Origin of the sequence: Streptomyces justiciae, from assembly GCF_015163075.1 — a bacterium.
Lineage (GTDB): Bacteria > Actinomycetota > Actinomycetes > Streptomycetales > Streptomycetaceae > Streptomyces > Streptomyces justiciae.
This window is the reverse complement of sequence record NZ_JADDXU010000008.1, coordinates 224,005-239,603: the sequence shown is the minus strand read 5'-3', so window position 1 is coordinate 239,603 and position 15,599 is coordinate 224,005. Positions and strand designations below refer to the sequence as shown.

Below are 15,599 nucleotides of genomic sequence, written 5' to 3'. Positions count from 1 at the left end.
AAGCCTCCACGCATCCCTCTTCGGACTCCGCCAGTGAACACTGGCGCAATGGGGAGAGTAGAGCAGCCGCGTACCGATGGGTAGGGGGCGCGGGGAGGTAAGTTACCGGCGGTACAACATAGGCTGCGGTCGTGACGGAGAAGCGTGAGTACCGCATGGAGGAGCTGGCGAGGCGGGCCGGCATCACAGTGCGCACCCTGCGCTTCTACCGCGAACGCAAACTGATCCCGCCGCCCCGCCGCGAGGGCCGTATCGCCTGGTACGACGACCACCACCTGGCCCGCCTGCGCACGATCGCGGCCCTGCTGGAACGCGGCCACACCCTGACCGGCATCGCGGAACTGGCGGAGGCCCTGGACCACGGCCGCGACGTGGCGGACCTCCTGGGCGTCGAACCGCCCTCGGAAGAAGAACCGGTCCACCTCACCCCGGAGGAACTCGCCGCCCGCTTCGAGGGCCAGGTCACCCCGGAGAACCTCGCCGCCGCACTGGACCTGGGCTACCTCGGCACCGACGGCGACGAGATCGTCCACATCAGCCGCCGCCTCCTCGACGTCTCGTCGGCCCTGGTCGCCGAGGGCATCCCCCTCGCCGAGGTCCTGGCCGCTGGCAAACGCGTCCGCGACCACGTCGACGACCTGGCGGAAATGTTCACCGACCTGGTCCTCCGCCACACCACGGAAGACGACCTCGCCCGCCTGCGCCCGCTCGCGCGAAGCGTGGTGGAGGCGGAACTGTCACTGGCGCTGGACCGACGGTTGCGCAAGCGCCCGTAGCCCGATCACTCACCCGTCCCGCGTTCCCCAAGGATTCACTCCATCGAGGCAGTTTCCGGGCAACACACAGCGAATTGGGGTTCGTACTCCGAGAGTGAGATCGAAAAGGCCCCGGCGACTGTGCAACCAGTCCCGGGGTGTGGCCGACACTTACGAGGAGCGTCGACGTGCCCCAGCCTAGCCCCCTGCCAGCCCGCCTCACCGCGTTTCAGCCCCCTTCCGCCGAGCGCCCCAGAGCCCTCGCGGCACTGCGCCTGAGCTGCGTCACCAGCGTCACCACTTCGCCGGGGCGACAGCGCTCCGCCATCGAGGCGTCCGCCGAAAAGCTCGGCTTCGCCCTGGTCGCCGAAGCATCGGACCTGGGCGTCTCGGCCCGCAGGACTTCTCCGTTCGAACGGCCTTCGCTGTCGTCCTGGCTTCGCCGTCCCCAGGAGTACGACGCCGTGGTGTGGTCGCATGTGGATCGGGCAGTGCGCTCCGTGGCGCACATGGCCGAGTTGGTCACCTGGGGACGGCAGCACGCGAGAACACTCGTCTTCGGAATGCCGGAAACCGACCGTCCGCTCGTGGTGACACCGCAGGCCGACGGCCTCACCATCGGCCGGTGCATGGAACTGGCACACGACGCGGAGTCGGAAGCGCGCACCATCTCCAACCGGCTCACCAGCAGCCACGAAGCCCTCCGCGCGGCCGGTCGCTACGGAGGCGGCCTGGTCCCGTTCGGCTACCGAAAGGCACCGCACCCCTCGGGCAGCGGATGGTGCCTGGATCCCGACCCGGAAACCGCCGCCATCGTCCGCGCGATCGTTGCGGACGTGCACCAGGGGATGTCCCTGATCGCCATCGCGCGCCGGCTGAACGAGGCCGGGGTACCGGTGCCGCGCGACCGCCACGCCCAACTCCAGGGACGGCCGATGGGTGGCAGACGCCACGGACGGGACTTCGAGCGTTTCCGCTGGACCTCGGGCACGCTGTCCAAGGTGTTGCGCAGCCCGTCCTTGATGGGTCATCGCACACACGGAGGGCAGACGGTCCGCGACGCGTCCGACAACCCGGTACTCATCGGCGAGCCCCTGCTGTCCGACGGCGAATTCCGAGCGTTGCAGGATGTCCTCCTGACGCGTTCCAACGGGACCCGCAGCCCGCGGCGGGCAACCACCGCGCTGCTCACCGGCGTCGCGTACTGCTCCGGCTGCGACGGCCGCATGTACTTCGCCGTACGGAAGGGCTGTCCGTACGGCGACTACGTGTGCCGCGCGACCGCGCGAGGCGAGGTCTGCCCCGCTCCTGCCGCCATGCGCTCCGACTGGTTGGAGGACTATGTGCTGACCCACTACCGCCGCTTGGCGGCGCCGGACGGCGACGTGCCCCGAGCATGCCTCCTGCGGGACGGCGCCCGCGTCACCGTCGGGAAGGGACACGCGGGCGGCGGCCCTGCCCGGCTGATCGGGCCGGACACTTCCCGCCTGACGTTCACCCTCGGGTCCCACCCCTGAGTCGCCCTCCGTGCCGCGGGGCGCCGAAGACGCGGTGCCCCGCCGGTCACATGTCGAAGACGACCGTCACGGGGGCGTGATCCGACCACCGCTCCTCATGGCTCGCGGCCCGCTCCACGAACGCCTTGACCGCCTTCCCCGCCAGGCCAGGCGTGGCAACGGCGAGGTCGATCCTCCAACCTGCGTCCCGGTCGAAGGCCCGCCCCCGGTACGACCACCACGAGTACGGCCCCTCGACATCGGGATGCAGCGCCCGCACCACGTCGACGTAACCACCGTCGGCCGCGTCGAAGACCCGGGTCAGCCACGCCCGTTCCTCCGGCAGGAAGCCGGAGCTCTTCTGGTTGGCGCGCCAGTTCTTCAGGTCGGCCGGCTGGTGGGCGATGTTCCAGTCGCCGCAGACGACGACCTCGCGGCCGTCGGCGGCGGAGCGCTCGCGCAGGCCCTTGAGGTAGGCGAGGAACTCGGCCATGAAGCGGACCTTCTCGTCCTGGCGCTCGGTGCCGACCTCGCCGGAGGGCAGGTAGAGGGAGGCGACCGTCACACCGGGCAGGTCGACCTCGACGTACCGTCCGCTGGTGTCGAACTCGCTCGACCCGAAGCCGATCTGGACCCGGTCGGGCTCGCGGCGGGTGTAGAGGGAGACGCCGGCGCGACCCTTGGCGGCGGCGGGCGCGTGCACGACGTGCCAGCCCTCGGGCGTGCGGACCTCCTCGGGCAGCTGCTGCGGCTCGGCGCGCACCTCCTGCAGGCAGAGCACATCGGCGGAGGTGTCGGCGAGCCACTCCACGAAGCCCTTCTTCGCGGCGGCGCGGAGTCCGTTTACATTCGCAGAGGTCACAGTGAGCACCAGGGCACCTTACCCGCACACTGGACTCAGTCCTGTTCTGGATTGTATCGATATACGTTCCTACTCATTGGTATACGGTTTGCCCATGGACATCCGCCGCGTCTCCTTCGACCACCCCGACGCCGTCAAGCTCAACGACCAGGTCCAGGCCGAGTACGCCGCCCGGTACGGCGACGACGGCGACGCCACGCCCCTGAGCCCCTCGGACTTCGCGCCCCCGAACGGCGTCTACCTCATCGCCTACGACGAGTTCGACAGCCCCGTCGCGACCGGCGGCTGGCGCACCCAGGACGCGAACGACGAGGGGTACGGCGACGGGGACGCCGAACTCAAGCGGATGTACGTCGTCGAGCAGGCCCGGGGTCGCGGTCTCGCCCGGCGCATCCTGGCCGCCCTGGAGGAGGACGCGCGCGCGGCGGGCCGGCTCCGCATGGTCCTGGAGACCGGCGACAAGCAGCCGGAGGCCATAGCGCTGTACCTCTCCAGCGGCTACGAGCCGTGCGCGAAGTTCGGCTACTACCGGCACTACGAGTCGAGCCGCTGCTACGCCAAGGCCCTCTGAGGAGCGCGGCCGAGTCAGCTTCTGAGGTACGCGAGCACCGCCAGCACCCTGCGGTGGGTGTCGTCGGCCGGTGGCAGGTCCAGCTTGGTGAGGATCGAGCCGATGTGCTTGCCGACGGCCGCCTCGGACACCACCAGCGCCTTGGCTATCGCGCCGTTGGACTTGCCCTCGGCCATCAGCGCCAGCACCTCCCGCTCGCGCGGGGTGAGCCGGGCGAGCGGATCCCGCCGCCGGCGCAGCAACTGCCGTACGACCTCGGGGTCCACGACCGTGCCCCCGGCCGCGACCTCCCGCAGCGCGTCCACGAACTCCTCGACCTGCCCCACCCGGTCCTTGAGCAGATAGCCGACTCCGGTGCCGTCCCCGGAGTCGAGGAGTTCGGCGGCGTACGCCCGCTGCACGTACTGGCTGAGGACCAGCACCGGCAGCCCGGGCCGCTCCTCGCGCAGCTTCACCGCCGCGTGCAGCCCCTCGTCCTGGAAGCCGGGTGGCATGCGAACGTCCGTGACGACGACGTCGGGCGTGTGCTCGGCGACGGCGGCGAGGAGGGCGTCCGCGTCGCCGACGGCCGCGACCACCTCGTACCCGAACCGGGTGAGCAGGCCGACGAGTCCGTCGCGCAGCAGCACGCTGTCCTCGGCGAGGACTATGCGCGGGGCTCGGTCGGCCGACAAGGGATCTCCACTCGCAGCAGGGTCGGTCCGCCCGGCGGGCTGGACAGGAAAAGTCTGCCATCGAGCACTGACACCCGGTCGGCGAGACCGGTCAGCCCGGTGCCGCCGCCGATGTCCGCGCCCCCGCGTCCGTCGTCCCGGATCTCCAGCGTCAGCCGCTCCTCGTCGTGCCCACCGCTGACGACCGCCCGGCTCGCCCCGCTGTGCCTGCCCACGTTGGCGAGGGCCTCGCAGACGACGAAGTAGGCGGCGGACTCGACGGGTCGGGGCAGCCGGCCGGGCAGGTCGAGGTGGACGTCGACGGGGATCGCGCTGCGGTCGGCCGCGTCGGCGACGGCGGCTTCGAGGCCGTAGTCGGCGAGGACCTTGGGGTGGATGCCGTGGATGAGTTCGCGGAGTTCCGCGAGGGCTTTCTCGGCCTCGCCGTGCGCGGTGGCGAGTTGGTCGGCGAGGGGGCCGGGCGGGACGTCGAGGCGGGCGAGGCCGAGGCGCATGGTGAGGGCGACGAGCCGTTGTTGTGCGCCGTCGTGCAGGTCGCGCTCGATACGGCGCCTTTCCGCTTCGAAGGCGTCCACCAGCCGCACGCGCGAGCGCACGAGTTCAGCGACCCGCGCACTGTCCTGTCCGCGCGCCCCCAGCAACGCCTTCACCACCTCGGCGCGCGCCCCGGCGGCCACCCCCAGCACGTACGCCCCCACCAGGAGCAACACGCCCCCGGCCAGCGCGGCGCCGGTCGCGGCCGGCCAGGTGTCGACCGTCCACAGTTTGACCACCTTCGCCTCACCGTCGACGGCGACCAGCAGCGGCGTCGCGAGCAGGAACAGCGGCACCCCGGCGGCGAAGGTGACGACGAGCGCGTCCAGCGGCCACAGCACGAGCGCGAGGAGCACGGCGTACGCCAACTCCCACCAGGTCTCCGGCTCCTTGAGCCGTACGACGAGCCAGCGCGCGAGCCCCGGCGCGTCAGGCACCCGATGCGCCCCCGCGGGCACGTCCCCCACCCTCGCCGTCCGCACGCGCCACCGCTCCACGGCGGCCACCGGAATCCCGGCGAGCGCGGTGAGCACGAGCAACGGCAGCCCGACGAGGACAACGGCCGTCGCCGCCCCCACGGCGACCCCGGCGACGATCCCGACCAGCACGACCGCCCCGAACAGCGCCCCGCTCACCAGGAACGCGCCCGCCCGCCACGGCCACGCCGACCTCAGATATCCGCGCCCGCCGAGCGCCTGCCACACCGTCATGGAGATCACCGTAGGAGGCGGCCCGGGGCGGGCGGAATCCGTCCAGCCGGAGAGCCGGGGGTATGCCTGGCCCTACCCCAAGTCTCGCTTCTGCCGCACTGCTTCAGGGCACGGTGACGCGGTTTCGTAGAGCCCTCCCGGACCTAGCTCCGGACTCCTCACCACTCCTCTCCATTCCTCTCCACTCCTCTCCTGACGTCCCTCAGGGCTGCTCCTGGGACGTCTCTCCAACTCGATGAGGGCAGATGACGATCAGACTGACGTCCGTCAGCAGGCGGTACGGCGACGGCGACGACGGCGTGAAAGCGCTGGACGGCGTCTCAATGGCCTTCCCCGGGGGCACGTTCACGGCGGTCATGGGCCCGTCCGGATCGGGCAAGTCGACGCTGTTGCAGTGCGCGGCCGGCCTGGACCGGCCGACCTCGGGCTCGGTGCGCATCGGCGACACGGAGCTGACCGGGCTGAGCGAACGCCGCCTGACCCTGCTGCGCCGCGAACGCGTCGGCTTCGTCTTCCAGTCGTACAACCTCCTGCCCTCCCTCACGGCCGAGCAGAACGTCGTGCTGCCGCTGCGCCTGGCCGGCCGGCGTGTGTCGAAGGCACGCGCGCGTGAGGCGCTGCGGCGGGTCGGACTCGGCGACCGCGCCCGGCACCGCCCGGACCGGCTCTCCGGCGGCCAGCAGCAACGCGTGGCCCTGGCCCGCGCCTTGATCACCCGCCCCGAGGTGCTCTTCGCCGACGAACCCACCGGCGCCCTGGACACGCGCACGGGCCACGAGGTTCTGTCGCTGCTCCGCGACCTGGTCGACACCGAGGGCCGCACGATCGTCATGGTCACGCACGACCCGGTGGCCGCGTCGTACGCCGACCGCGTCGTCTTCCTGGTCGACGGCCGTGTCCACGGGGAGCTGACGGGTGCTTCGGCGGCCGACGTGGCCACCCGCATGACCACGCTGGAGGCGGCACCGTGCTGACCCTCGCCCTGCGCACCCTGCGCTGCCGCTGGACCACCTTCACCGGCAGCTTCGTCGCCCTCTCCCTGGGCGTCGCCCTGCTCACGGTCATGGGCCTGACCCTCGCCTCCTCCCTCGACGCCCCCGAACGTGCACCGGAACGTTTCGCCGCCGCCCCGGTCGTGGTCCGGGGCGCAGACACCCTGCGCGTACCGACCCCGATCGGCGACCGCACCCAACCCCTGGCCCACCCACGCCCGATACCACCGGAGACGGTGGCCGCGCTCCGCAAGCTCGGCAGAGTCACCCAGGACCGCACCTTCGCCGTAGGCGACGACCTGATCGGCCATCCCTGGTCGACCGCGGTCTTCGCCCCGTACCACCTGACGTCGGGCCGCCCACCGCGCGGGGCGAACGAGGTGGTGGCCACCACGGGTGCGGGGACGGCCGTAGGTGAGCGTCTGCGGACGGCGCACGGCACGGTGCGGGTGGTGGGCACGGCGCGCGTGGTCGCCATGGGGCGCGCGGTTGGCACTGGGCGCGCGGCCGACGTGGCACGCGCGGTAGGCGCGGCGCGCGAGGTCAACGTGGGGCGCTCGGTCGACGCTGCGCGCTCCCCGGACTTCGAACGCGCCCTCTTCTACACGGACGCGCGGGCCGCCGAGTTGGCACCCGCGAGCACGCAACTCGTGGTCGACGCGGCGCCGGAGGCGGTGCGACGGGTGGTGGCGTCCTCGGGGACGGGCGCCCGGGTCCTGGTCGGCGCCGAACGGCGGCTCGCCGACGCGGACCCCGACCGTGACGCCGAGGCGCTGACGACGCTGAACGCCCTGTTCGGCACGGCCGGCGGCGTGACCGGCTTCGTGTCGGTGTTCGTCGTGGCGTCCACCTTCGCGTTCGCGGTGGCCCAGCGCCGCAGGGAGTTCGGCCTGCTGCGCACCGCGGGCGCGACGCCGGGCCAGATCCGCCGCACGGTGCTGGCGGAGGCGTTGCTCGTCGGCGTCCTCGCCTCGGCGGCGGGCTGCGCGCTGGGGTCGTACGGCGCTCCATGGCTGGCGGACCGTGTCGTCGAGGGTCGTGTCGCACCGGACTGGTTCACGATCGGCGACCATGTCTGGCCGTACCAAATGGCGTTCTGGACGGGCCTGTCGGTGGCGCTGTGCGGCGCGACGGCCGCCTCCTGGCGGGCCGGCCGCACCGCCCCTACCCAGGCGCTGCGCGAGGCCTCGGCCGACGAGCAGCCTCTGACGCGGGCCCGACTCCTGTGCGGGGCGGCCCTGTTGCTGACGGCGGCGGTCACGGTCGCCGTGACGCTCCTGACGGATCCGGGCGACCTGCTGCACCGCAAGACGTACACCAGCCGCCCGCTGCTCCTGATCACGGCAACGGCCCTCCTGTCACCCCTCCTGGTCCGCCCCCTGATCCGGCTCCTCACACCGCGCGGCATGCTGGTCCGCGCCAACACCACGACCTCCCTCCGCCGCACGGCCGCCCTGGCCGCTCCCGTGCTGGTCACGGTGGCCCTGACGGGCTCCCTGCTGGGTGCGGCGGCGACCCTGAACGCCGCGCGGGCCACGGAGGCCCGGGAGCGGACGCGGGCCGACTACGTGCTGACCTCGGCGACGGGCCTGGACGCGCGGACACTGGACCGTCTGCGCGCGGTCCGGGGCGCCGAGGTCTCACCGACCGCGTCGAGCGAGGTGTACGTCCTGGAGGAGGGCGTGGCCCTGGTCAAGTCCGAGGCCAGGGCTGCCGATCCGGGACGACTCGCCAGGACGACCAGCGTTCCTCTGACGGCAGGCCGGCTCTCCGACCTCTCCGACGACTCGATCATCGTCAACGAGGAGTGGGCACAGCACGAGGTCGGCGACCATGTCACCGTCTGGCTCGGCGACGGCACCCGCAGATCCCTCCGCATCGCCGCGGTGATGCCGGTCGGGACGGGCGACAACGGGGTGTACGTCACCCCGGCCAACGCGCGCGGGGCGCTGGTGGACCGGGTGGAGGCGAGGGTACGGGAGGGCGCCGAGGCCACGACGGTGCGGGCGGCGCTGCGCTCGGCGGCCCCCGGGGCGACGCTGCTCCCCCGCGACGCGTGGCTGGCCGCCACCTACCCCGCGACCGACTTCACGACCGCCGACGCGACCACCCGCCTCGGCTACCTCCTGGTCCTGGGAATAGCTCTCCTTTACACAGCCATCTCGCTCGCCAACACACTCCTGATGGCGACGTCCGACCGCACCCGCGAACTGACAGCGCTACGACTGGCGGGAGCCACGCGCACCCAGGTGCTGCGTCTCGTGGCCCTGGAGTCCCTGACGGTGGTCGCGGCGGGCGCGGTCCTGGGCCTGCTCTTGACGGCCCTCAACCTCACCGGCATCTGGACCGCCCTCGGCCTTCAGTCGGTACGGTCCCCGATCCACGTCCCCTGGCCGGAACTCGGCGCGACCACCGCGGCCTGCGCCGTCCTCGCCGTTGTCGCGGCGGTGATCCCGGCGGGTCTCGCGCTGCGGGGTCCGGCCGGCGGCCGGCGTTAGCAGGCGGCTCTTCCTCGCGCAGGCATGGCAAGAGCCCCTGGCGGTGATCACCGCCAGGGGCTCTATGCTGCGTGGACCTGAGGGGATTTGAACCCCTGGCCCCCTCGATGCGAACGAGGTGCGCTACCGGACTGCGCCACAGGCCCTTGCAACGAGTGAAACCTTAGCACCCCGATCGGGGTGCTTGGAAATCCGTTCCCTGCCCTGCCGGAGCGGCAACCCACAGGTGGGAGCTTCCTCGGCTACTCGTTGGCCGCGCGCGGCCGCTCCCCGTCCTCGTACTGGTCGAACAGCGGCGTACGTCCCCGCTCCCGGGCCCGCCGAGCGGACGCGGCTCGACGAGCGTCACTGCGCCCGTCCCCGTCCGCCCTGTCCTCGGCGGGCTCGGCGGCTTCCGCGCGGGGCGACTCCCCCGGCTCCACGTCCGCCCCGGAGCCGTCCTGTCCACCGCGCGCCTCCCGGTCCCCGGCGACGGAACTCGACCGCGCCGAGCTCCACGCGTCCGGCGCCCCCAGGTCCACGTCGGCCGTGGCTCGCGGCGCGACCGGTGCGGTCACATAAGTCGGCAAGGGCACCGGCACCGGCTCCCAGCTGTCCCCGTGCCCCGGCCGCCGCTGCCGCTCCCGCTGCTGGTCGACCCACTCGGCGTGATCGGTCTGCTCGACGAGCGCACGCCGATCGGCGGCGAGCGCCGAGAGCCCGGGGTCCTGCTGCTCGGGTTCTGGTCCTTCGTCCGGCTCGTCCGCGTCGGCGGGGGCGTCCGCGGACGGCCGCCGGCGCGGTTGCCGCGCACGCTCCTTCAGGTGCTGCGCCGCCGCCTCCGCGCGCCGACGGTCCATCTGGTAGGCGAAGCGGCGGCGTTCCTGGGAGCGCAGGTAGGCGATGTACGCGCTGAGCAGCACGGCGGGCACGCCGGGCGCCCAGAGGAACGCGAGCCCTCCGACGGCGGCGACGATCGCGCCGAGCGTGAAGGCGAGGAAGAGCGCCACGGTGGTGCGCCTCCGGCGCGCGAGCGCCTTCGTGCGCCGGGCGCGCGCCGCGGCGGCCTCCGCCGACGGGGTGCGCCGGGGGGTGGGCACGGGTCTGCGCGCGGGCGCGGAGCCGGATGCGGGCGCCGGGGCGGACGCGGATGCGGGCGCCGGCTCGGCTGCCCGTTCGCGCGCCGATTCGCGCACCGATTCCCTGCGCCCGGACGCAGGCGCTTCCGCGCGCGCGTGGATCTCCGCGCGCGCCTGCGGGCGCGTCGGAGGCATGGCAAAGGCCCGGACGTCCACCGAATCGGTGACGGCATCCGGGTCGACGGCGCTGGGCTCCCCCTCCTCGGTGGAGCGCGCCCGCAGGTCCTTGGCGTACCGGCGCTCCATACCCGCCCGTCCGGACAGCAACCGGATGGCGGTGCTGAAGCGTTCCGTCGGACGGGCCTCGTTCAGCTCGTCCTGCCTACGGAGCCACATCGGCACCAAGTAGGCGGCCCAGGCCCCGACAATGACTGCGTAGATGAGGCCGCTGCTGCTCACGCCTCACACGGTAGAGGGGTTTGCGTGAGGCCATCCGCCAATTGGGCCGGTGTGTCGCACGATCTGGCTGATATTTCGAGCTTTTTTTGTGACCGATGCGATCAGCAGGCCGCCGAGGGCGCGAATTTAATGCGCCGAGACGGTCGCTGACCGATCATTCTCGAACACTTATTCAATTTCCCGGGTCTATGCGGGATTCCCCGGCGTGTTCTGCGGGTTCCGGGGCGTGTTGTGCGGCGCCTTCTGTGAGCGTGCCCGCTGCCACCGCACGAGCAACCCTTCCGGCGCCTCTTCCGCCGTGAGCGCGAAGACGAGATGGTCGCGCCAGGCTCCGTCGATGTGGAGATAACGGGGCCTGAGGCCCTCCTCGCGGAATCCGAGTTTCTCCACGACGCGTCGGCTGGGCCCGTTCTCGGGACGAATGCAGACCTCGATGCGGTGCAGGCCGACGGTCCGGAAACAGTGGTCCACGACAAGCGCCACCGCCGTCGGCATCACGCCACGGCCGGCCACCGCCTCGTCCACCCAGTAGCCGACGTGCCCCGAGCACATCGAGCCCCAGGTGATCCCGGCGACGGTCAACTGCCCGACGAGCCGCCCCTGGTACTCGATGACGAACGGCAGCATCCGGCCCGCGTTCGCCTCGGAGCGCAGATGACGCACCATCTGCCGGTAGGTCGGCCGGTGCGCGATGGGCCCGCTGGGCGTGGGCGGCGGGATGGTCGCCTCCCAGGGGCGCAGCCAGTCGCGGTTGCGCCGGTTGACCTCGCGCCACGCCCGCTGGTCGCGCATCTTTATCGGCCGCAGGACGACATCGCCGTCCGCGAGCACGACGGGCCAGGATGGGCTGTTCAGCTCACACCCCCGTTACCGGCGCCGGGTCTGGGATGGTCGCCGCCGCGGATCTGGTCGACGGCGTGGGTCAGCAGGGGCTCCAGGACGGCCAGGCCGTCCTTCACCCCGCCGGTGGAGCCCGGCAGGTTGACGATCAGCGTCCGTCCCGCGACCCCGGCCAGCCCTCGGGAGAGCGCCGCGGTCGGCACCTTCTCCCGTCCGAACGCCCGGATGGCCTCGGCGATGCCCGGCACCTCGTGGTCGATCACCTTGCGGGTGGCCTCGGGGGTGCGGTCGGTGGGCGAGATGCCGGTGCCGCCGGTGGTGACCACGGCGTCGTAACCGGCTTCCACGGCGGCGCGCAGGGCCGCTTCCACGGGATCGCCGTCGGGCACGACCTGGGGTCCTTCGACGGCGAAGCCGAAGCTCTTCAGTCCCTCGGCGATGAGGGGGCCGCCCTTGTCCTCGTAGACGCCGGCGGCGGCGCGGTTGGAGGCGGTCACGACCAGCGCGCGGTACGGCGCGCGCTCGGCATCATGCGCCCCGGCGCTCACGCCCGGCTCCAGTCGCCCGACTTGCCGCCGGTCTTCTCCTCCACGCGCACGTCCGTGATGACCGCTCCCTTGTCGACCGCCTTGACCATGTCGATCACGGTGAGCGCGGCGACGGAGACCGCGGTGAGGGCCTCCATCTCGACGCCCGTGCGGTCCGTCGTCTTGACGGTGGCGAGGATCTCCACGGCGTCGTCCGCGACCGACAGATCCAGTTTCACACCGGACACCGCCAGCGGGTGGCACAGCGGGATCAGGTCCGGGGTGCGTTTGGCGCCCATGATCCCCGCGATCCGCGCGGTGGCGAGGGCGTCACCCTTGGGGACTCCCTCGCCGCGCAGCAGCTCGATCACGCGGGGCGAGACGAGGACACGGCCGCTGGCGCGGGCGGTGCGCGCGGTCACGTCCTTCTCGGATACGTCGACCATGCGGGCGGCGCCCGCCTCGTCGATGTGCGTCAGTCGGTCCTGCGTACTCATGCTGTGTGGCGCTCCCGGTCTCGGCCCTTCGCGGTGCGGCGCAGGGGCCTGCTGTGCGCGACACGGTACCGCCAACCAGGAGCACTCAGCCGAGCAGGACCACCTCGACCTCGGCGCCGGGCTCGACGCTCTCCACGTCCTCCGGGACGACGATCAGCGCGTCCGCGTGCGCTAGGGCCGCGACCAGGTGCGAGCCGGCACCGCCGACGGGGGTCACCGCGCCGTCGGCGTACGTCCCGCGCAGGAACTGCCTGCGCCCCTTCGGCGAGGTCAGCGCCTTGCCGGCGGTCAGCTTCGCGCGCGTGCGCGGCCGGTGGACGTCGTCCAGTCCCATGAGGGTGCGGATCGCGGGGCGCACGAACAGCTCGAAGGAGACGTACGACGACACCGGGTTGCCGGGCAGCGCGAGCAGCGGGGTGTGGTCGGGGCCGATGGAGCCGAAGCCCTGGGGCTTGCCGGGCTGCATGGCGAGCTTGCGGAAGTCGATGCCGCTGCCCGCCTCGTCCTCGTCCGCGACGTGCGAGAGGGCTTCCTTGACGACGTCGTACGCCCCGACGCTCACGCCGCCCGTGGTGACCATGAGGTCGGCGCGGACGAGTTGGTCCTCGATGGTGTCGCGGAGGGTCTCGGCGTCGTCGGCGACGGCGCCCACGCGGTAGGCGATGGCGCCGGCGTCGCGGGCGGCGGCGGTGAGGGCGAAGCTGTTGGAGTCGTAGATCTGGCCGCTGCCCAGGTCCTCGTCGGGCTGGACGAGTTCGCTGCCGGTGGACATGACGACCACGCGCGGGCGCGGGCGCACGCGTACGGTGCCGCGGCCGATCGCGGCGAGCAGGGCGATCTGCGGCGGGCCGAGGACCGTACCGGCTTCGAGGGCGCGGTCGCCGGCTTTCACGTCGCTGCCCTTGGCGCGTACGTGCGCGCGTGCCTCGGCGGGCCGGTACACGTGCACGTGCCCTTCGGCGCCCTCGGGGGCCAGCGCGCGGGCGCGCATCCCGGTCACGGGCCCCTCGCCGAGGCCCCCGTCGGTCCATTCCACCGGTACGACGGTTTCGGCGCCGGGTGGCAGGGGGGCGCCGGTCATGATGCGGGCGGCCTGGCCGGGGCCCACGTGGAGCAGCTCGGCCTGGCCCGCCGCGACGTCCCCGACGACGTCCAGGACGGCGGGGAACTCCTCGCTCGCGCCCGCGACATCCGCGACCCTCACCGCGTACCCGTCCATGGAGCTGTTGTCGAACGGCGGCAGTGAGACCGGCACCGTGACGTCCTCGACCAGGACGCAGCCCTGGGCGTCGAGGAGTTGCAGCTCGATGGGTTCGAGGGGGCGGACGGTCGCGAGGATGTCCTCCAGGTGTTCGTCCACCGACCAGAGGTGGTCCTGGCCGGTGGTGCGGGGCGCGGCGCTGCTCAACGTTGCTACATCTCCTCGGCTACGTAACTGCGAAGCCAGGTCCGGAAGTCCGGGCCCAGGTCTTCACGTTCGCACGCGAGTCTGACAATGGCACGCAGATAGTCGCCACGGTCGCCGGTGTCATAGCGGCGGCCCTTGAAGACGACGCCGTGCACGGGGCCGCCGACCTTCTCGTCCGCCGCGAGCTGCTGGAGGGCGTCGGTGAGCTGGATCTCGCCGCCGCGGCCGGGCTCGGTCTTGCGGAGTATGTCGAAGATGTGCGGGTCGAGGACGTAGCGGCCGATGATCGCGTAGTTGGACGGGGCGTCGGCCGGGGCGGGCTTCTCGACCAGGTCGTGGACCTTGACGACGTCACCGTCGTCGGTCGGGTCGACGGCGGCGCAGCCGTAGAGGTGGATCTGCTCGGGAGCGACCTCCATGAGGGCGATGACGCTGCCGCCGTGCTGCTCCTGCACCTCGACCATCCGCTTGAGCAGCGGGTCGCGCGGGTCGATCAGGTCGTCGCCGAGGAGGACGGCGAAAGGCTCGTGCCCCACGTGCGGGGCCGCGCACAGCACGGCGTGGCCGAGGCCCTTGGGGTCGCCCTGGCGGACGTAGTGCATCGTCGCGAGGTCGCTGGACTCCTGCACCTTCGCGAGCCGGCTGGCGTCGCCCTTCTTCTGAAGGGCGGATTCCAGCTCGTAGTTGCGGTCGAAGTGGTCCTCGAGGGGCCGCTTGTTGCGGCCGGTGACCATGAGGACGTCGTCGAGGCCCGCGGAGACGGCCTCCTCGACCACGTACTGGATCGCCGGCTTGTCGACGACCGGCAGCATCTCCTTGGGAGTGGCCTTGGTGGCCGGCAGGAACCGGGTGCCGAGGCCTGCTGCTGGGATGACAGCCTTGCTGATCCGAGGGTGCGACTGAGTCATGCCCGCAACCTTATCCGGTGCCTTTGCAGGGAATCTGAGGCTCCGGTTAATTAGCTCTGATATGAGCGTATTGAAAGGATACGGGAGCGACCTTTGAGTCACATCGGACGTCCTGACGAGCCTGACAAGCGAATGTTGCGGCGAGAGTTCCTCTCGGTGAGAAGCAGGTTGACGGCCGATGACCTGCGGGGAACGGCGACCGCGCTGGCGGAGCGGGCGCTCGAGCTGCCCGAGCTGGCGCGGGCGCGCACGGTGGCGGCGTACGTCTCGGTGGGGAGCGAGCCCGGCACGCTCGCGCTGCTGGACGCGCTGCGCGCGCGGGGCGTGCACGTCCTGCTCCCCGCGCTCCTGCCCGACAACGACCTGGACTGGGGCGCGTACGCGGGCGAGGGCTCTCTCGCCCGCGTCCGGCACGGCGGGAAGATGGCCCTCTTCGAGCCCGCGGGCGAACGCCTGGGCCCCGACGCCGTCACCGCCGCCGACGTGGTGCTGCTGCCGGGCCTCGCGGTCGACGCGCGCGGCATGCGGCTGGGGCGTGGCGGAGGGTCGTACGACCGCGTGCTCGCGCGTCTGGAGCGTGCGGGTGCGCATCCCGCGCTGGTGGTGCTGCTCTACGACTCCGAAGTCGTCGAGCGCGTCCCGGAGGAGGCGCACGACCAGCCGGTGGACGCGGTGGTGACGCCGTCGGGCGTGCGCCGTTTTCGTGGTGAGGCGCGGGCCGCGGATCGCTGAACGCCCAGGGGGCGTACGGCGGTTGCTTCACGCCCCGTGCGCGTGCGTCCCGCCCGGCGTGCGCGAAGGGCCCCTCCA

15 protein-coding genes and 1 tRNA gene are annotated in these 15,599 nt (G+C 72.2%); 6 read left to right on the top strand and 10 right to left on the bottom strand.

Annotated features, from left to right (window positions below; translation table 11 throughout):
• Positions 1 to 131: 131 nt before the first annotated feature.
• Together IQ210_RS23420 and IQ210_RS23415 are read left to right on the top strand one after the other, a co-directional pair.
• Complete coding sequence (locus tag IQ210_RS23420) at positions 132 to 776, top strand: MerR family transcriptional regulator (protein WP_322656561.1); 645 nt, start codon at positions 132 to 134, stop codon at positions 774 to 776.
• A 167-nt stretch (positions 777 to 943) separates the two neighbouring features.
• Positions 944 to 2,272, top strand: a complete 1,329-nt coding sequence (locus IQ210_RS23415) for a recombinase family protein (protein ID WP_194081046.1) — start codon at positions 944 to 946, stop codon at positions 2,270 to 2,272.
• A gap of 46 nt (positions 2,273 to 2,318) precedes the next feature.
• Here the strand turns inward: IQ210_RS23415 and IQ210_RS23410 are convergent, their stop codons facing one another.
• Positions 2,319 to 3,122 carry an exodeoxyribonuclease III gene (locus IQ210_RS23410; RefSeq protein WP_194081045.1) on the bottom strand — a complete coding sequence of 268 codons (804 nt, stop codon included), beginning with the start codon at positions 3,120 to 3,122 and terminating at the stop codon, positions 2,319 to 2,321.
• A gap of 85 nt (positions 3,123 to 3,207) precedes the next feature.
• Here IQ210_RS23410 and IQ210_RS23405 point away from each other — a divergent pair, with 85 nt between their 5' ends.
• On the top strand, positions 3,208 to 3,684 hold the full coding sequence (locus IQ210_RS23405) for a GNAT family N-acetyltransferase (RefSeq protein ID WP_194081044.1): 477 nt from the start codon (positions 3,208 to 3,210) through the stop codon (positions 3,682 to 3,684).
• 14 nt (positions 3,685 to 3,698) lie between these two features.
• Here IQ210_RS23405 and IQ210_RS23400 read toward each other — a convergent pair whose 3' ends face one another.
• The gene (locus IQ210_RS23400; RefSeq protein WP_194081043.1) at positions 3,699 to 4,358 is read right to left on the bottom strand and encodes a response regulator transcription factor; all 660 of its coding nucleotides are present in this window, start codon (positions 4,356 to 4,358) and stop codon (positions 3,699 to 3,701) included.
• A complete protein-coding gene (locus IQ210_RS23395) occupies positions 4,331 to 5,602 on the bottom strand; it encodes a sensor histidine kinase (protein ID WP_194081042.1) in 1,272 nt (423 codons plus the stop codon). Before IQ210_RS23395 ends, IQ210_RS23400 begins: the two co-directional genes overlap by 28 nt.
• 245 nt (positions 5,603 to 5,847) lie before the next feature.
• On the opposite strand from IQ210_RS23395, the gene IQ210_RS23390 reads away from it, so the two are divergent.
• Positions 5,848 to 6,576 carry an ABC transporter ATP-binding protein gene (locus IQ210_RS23390; RefSeq protein WP_194081041.1) on the top strand — a complete coding sequence of 243 codons (729 nt, stop codon included), beginning with the start codon at positions 5,848 to 5,850 and terminating at the stop codon, positions 6,574 to 6,576.
• Positions 6,570 to 9,092, top strand: a complete 2,523-nt coding sequence (locus IQ210_RS23385) for an ABC transporter permease (protein ID WP_194081040.1) — start codon at positions 6,570 to 6,572, stop codon at positions 9,090 to 9,092. The genes IQ210_RS23390 and IQ210_RS23385 overlap by 7 nt, the downstream gene beginning before the upstream one ends.
• Positions 9,093 to 9,164: 72 nt before the next feature.
• Here IQ210_RS23385 and IQ210_RS23380 read toward each other — a convergent pair.
• The 7 genes from IQ210_RS23380 to galU all read right to left on the bottom strand — a co-directional run bounded on the left by IQ210_RS23380 (position 9,165) and on the right by galU (position 14,789).
• Positions 9,165 to 9,238 (bottom strand) — tRNA-Ala (locus IQ210_RS23380).
• A 96-nt stretch (positions 9,239 to 9,334) separates the two neighbouring features.
• Positions 9,335 to 10,609, bottom strand: a complete 1,275-nt coding sequence (sepX, locus tag IQ210_RS23375; RefSeq protein ID WP_194081039.1) for a divisome protein SepX/GlpR — start codon at positions 10,607 to 10,609, stop codon at positions 9,335 to 9,337.
• 186 nt (positions 10,610 to 10,795) lie between these two features.
• Positions 10,796 to 11,440, bottom strand: coding sequence for a GNAT family N-acetyltransferase (locus IQ210_RS23370; RefSeq protein WP_194081038.1), 645 nt, complete (start codon positions 11,438 to 11,440; stop codon positions 10,796 to 10,798).
• Positions 11,441 to 11,460: 20 nt separating this feature from the next.
• A complete protein-coding gene (locus IQ210_RS23365; protein WP_194081037.1) occupies positions 11,461 to 11,997 on the bottom strand; it encodes a MogA/MoaB family molybdenum cofactor biosynthesis protein in 537 nt (178 codons plus the stop codon).
• Positions 11,994 to 12,473, bottom strand: a complete 480-nt coding sequence (moaC, locus tag IQ210_RS23360; protein ID WP_059196052.1) for a cyclic pyranopterin monophosphate synthase MoaC — start codon at positions 12,471 to 12,473, stop codon at positions 11,994 to 11,996. The genes IQ210_RS23365 and moaC overlap by 4 nt, the downstream gene beginning before the upstream one ends.
• A gap of 85 nt (positions 12,474 to 12,558) precedes the next feature.
• A complete protein-coding gene (gene glp / locus IQ210_RS23355; RefSeq protein ID WP_194081036.1) occupies positions 12,559 to 13,881 on the bottom strand; it encodes a molybdotransferase-like divisome protein Glp in 1,323 nt (440 codons plus the stop codon).
• 5 nt (positions 13,882 to 13,886) lie between these two features.
• Entirely contained in the window at positions 13,887 to 14,789 is a 903-nt protein-coding gene (galU, locus tag IQ210_RS23350) for a UTP--glucose-1-phosphate uridylyltransferase GalU (protein WP_194081035.1), read from the bottom strand.
• A 132-nt stretch (positions 14,790 to 14,921) separates the two neighbouring features.
• Between galU and IQ210_RS23345 the strand changes: the two genes are divergently transcribed.
• Positions 14,922 to 15,521: a 5-formyltetrahydrofolate cyclo-ligase gene (locus IQ210_RS23345; protein WP_194081034.1), complete on the top strand. Its 600-nt coding sequence runs from the start codon at positions 14,922 to 14,924 to the stop codon at positions 15,519 to 15,521.
• Positions 15,522 to 15,599: the final 78 nt, after the last annotated feature.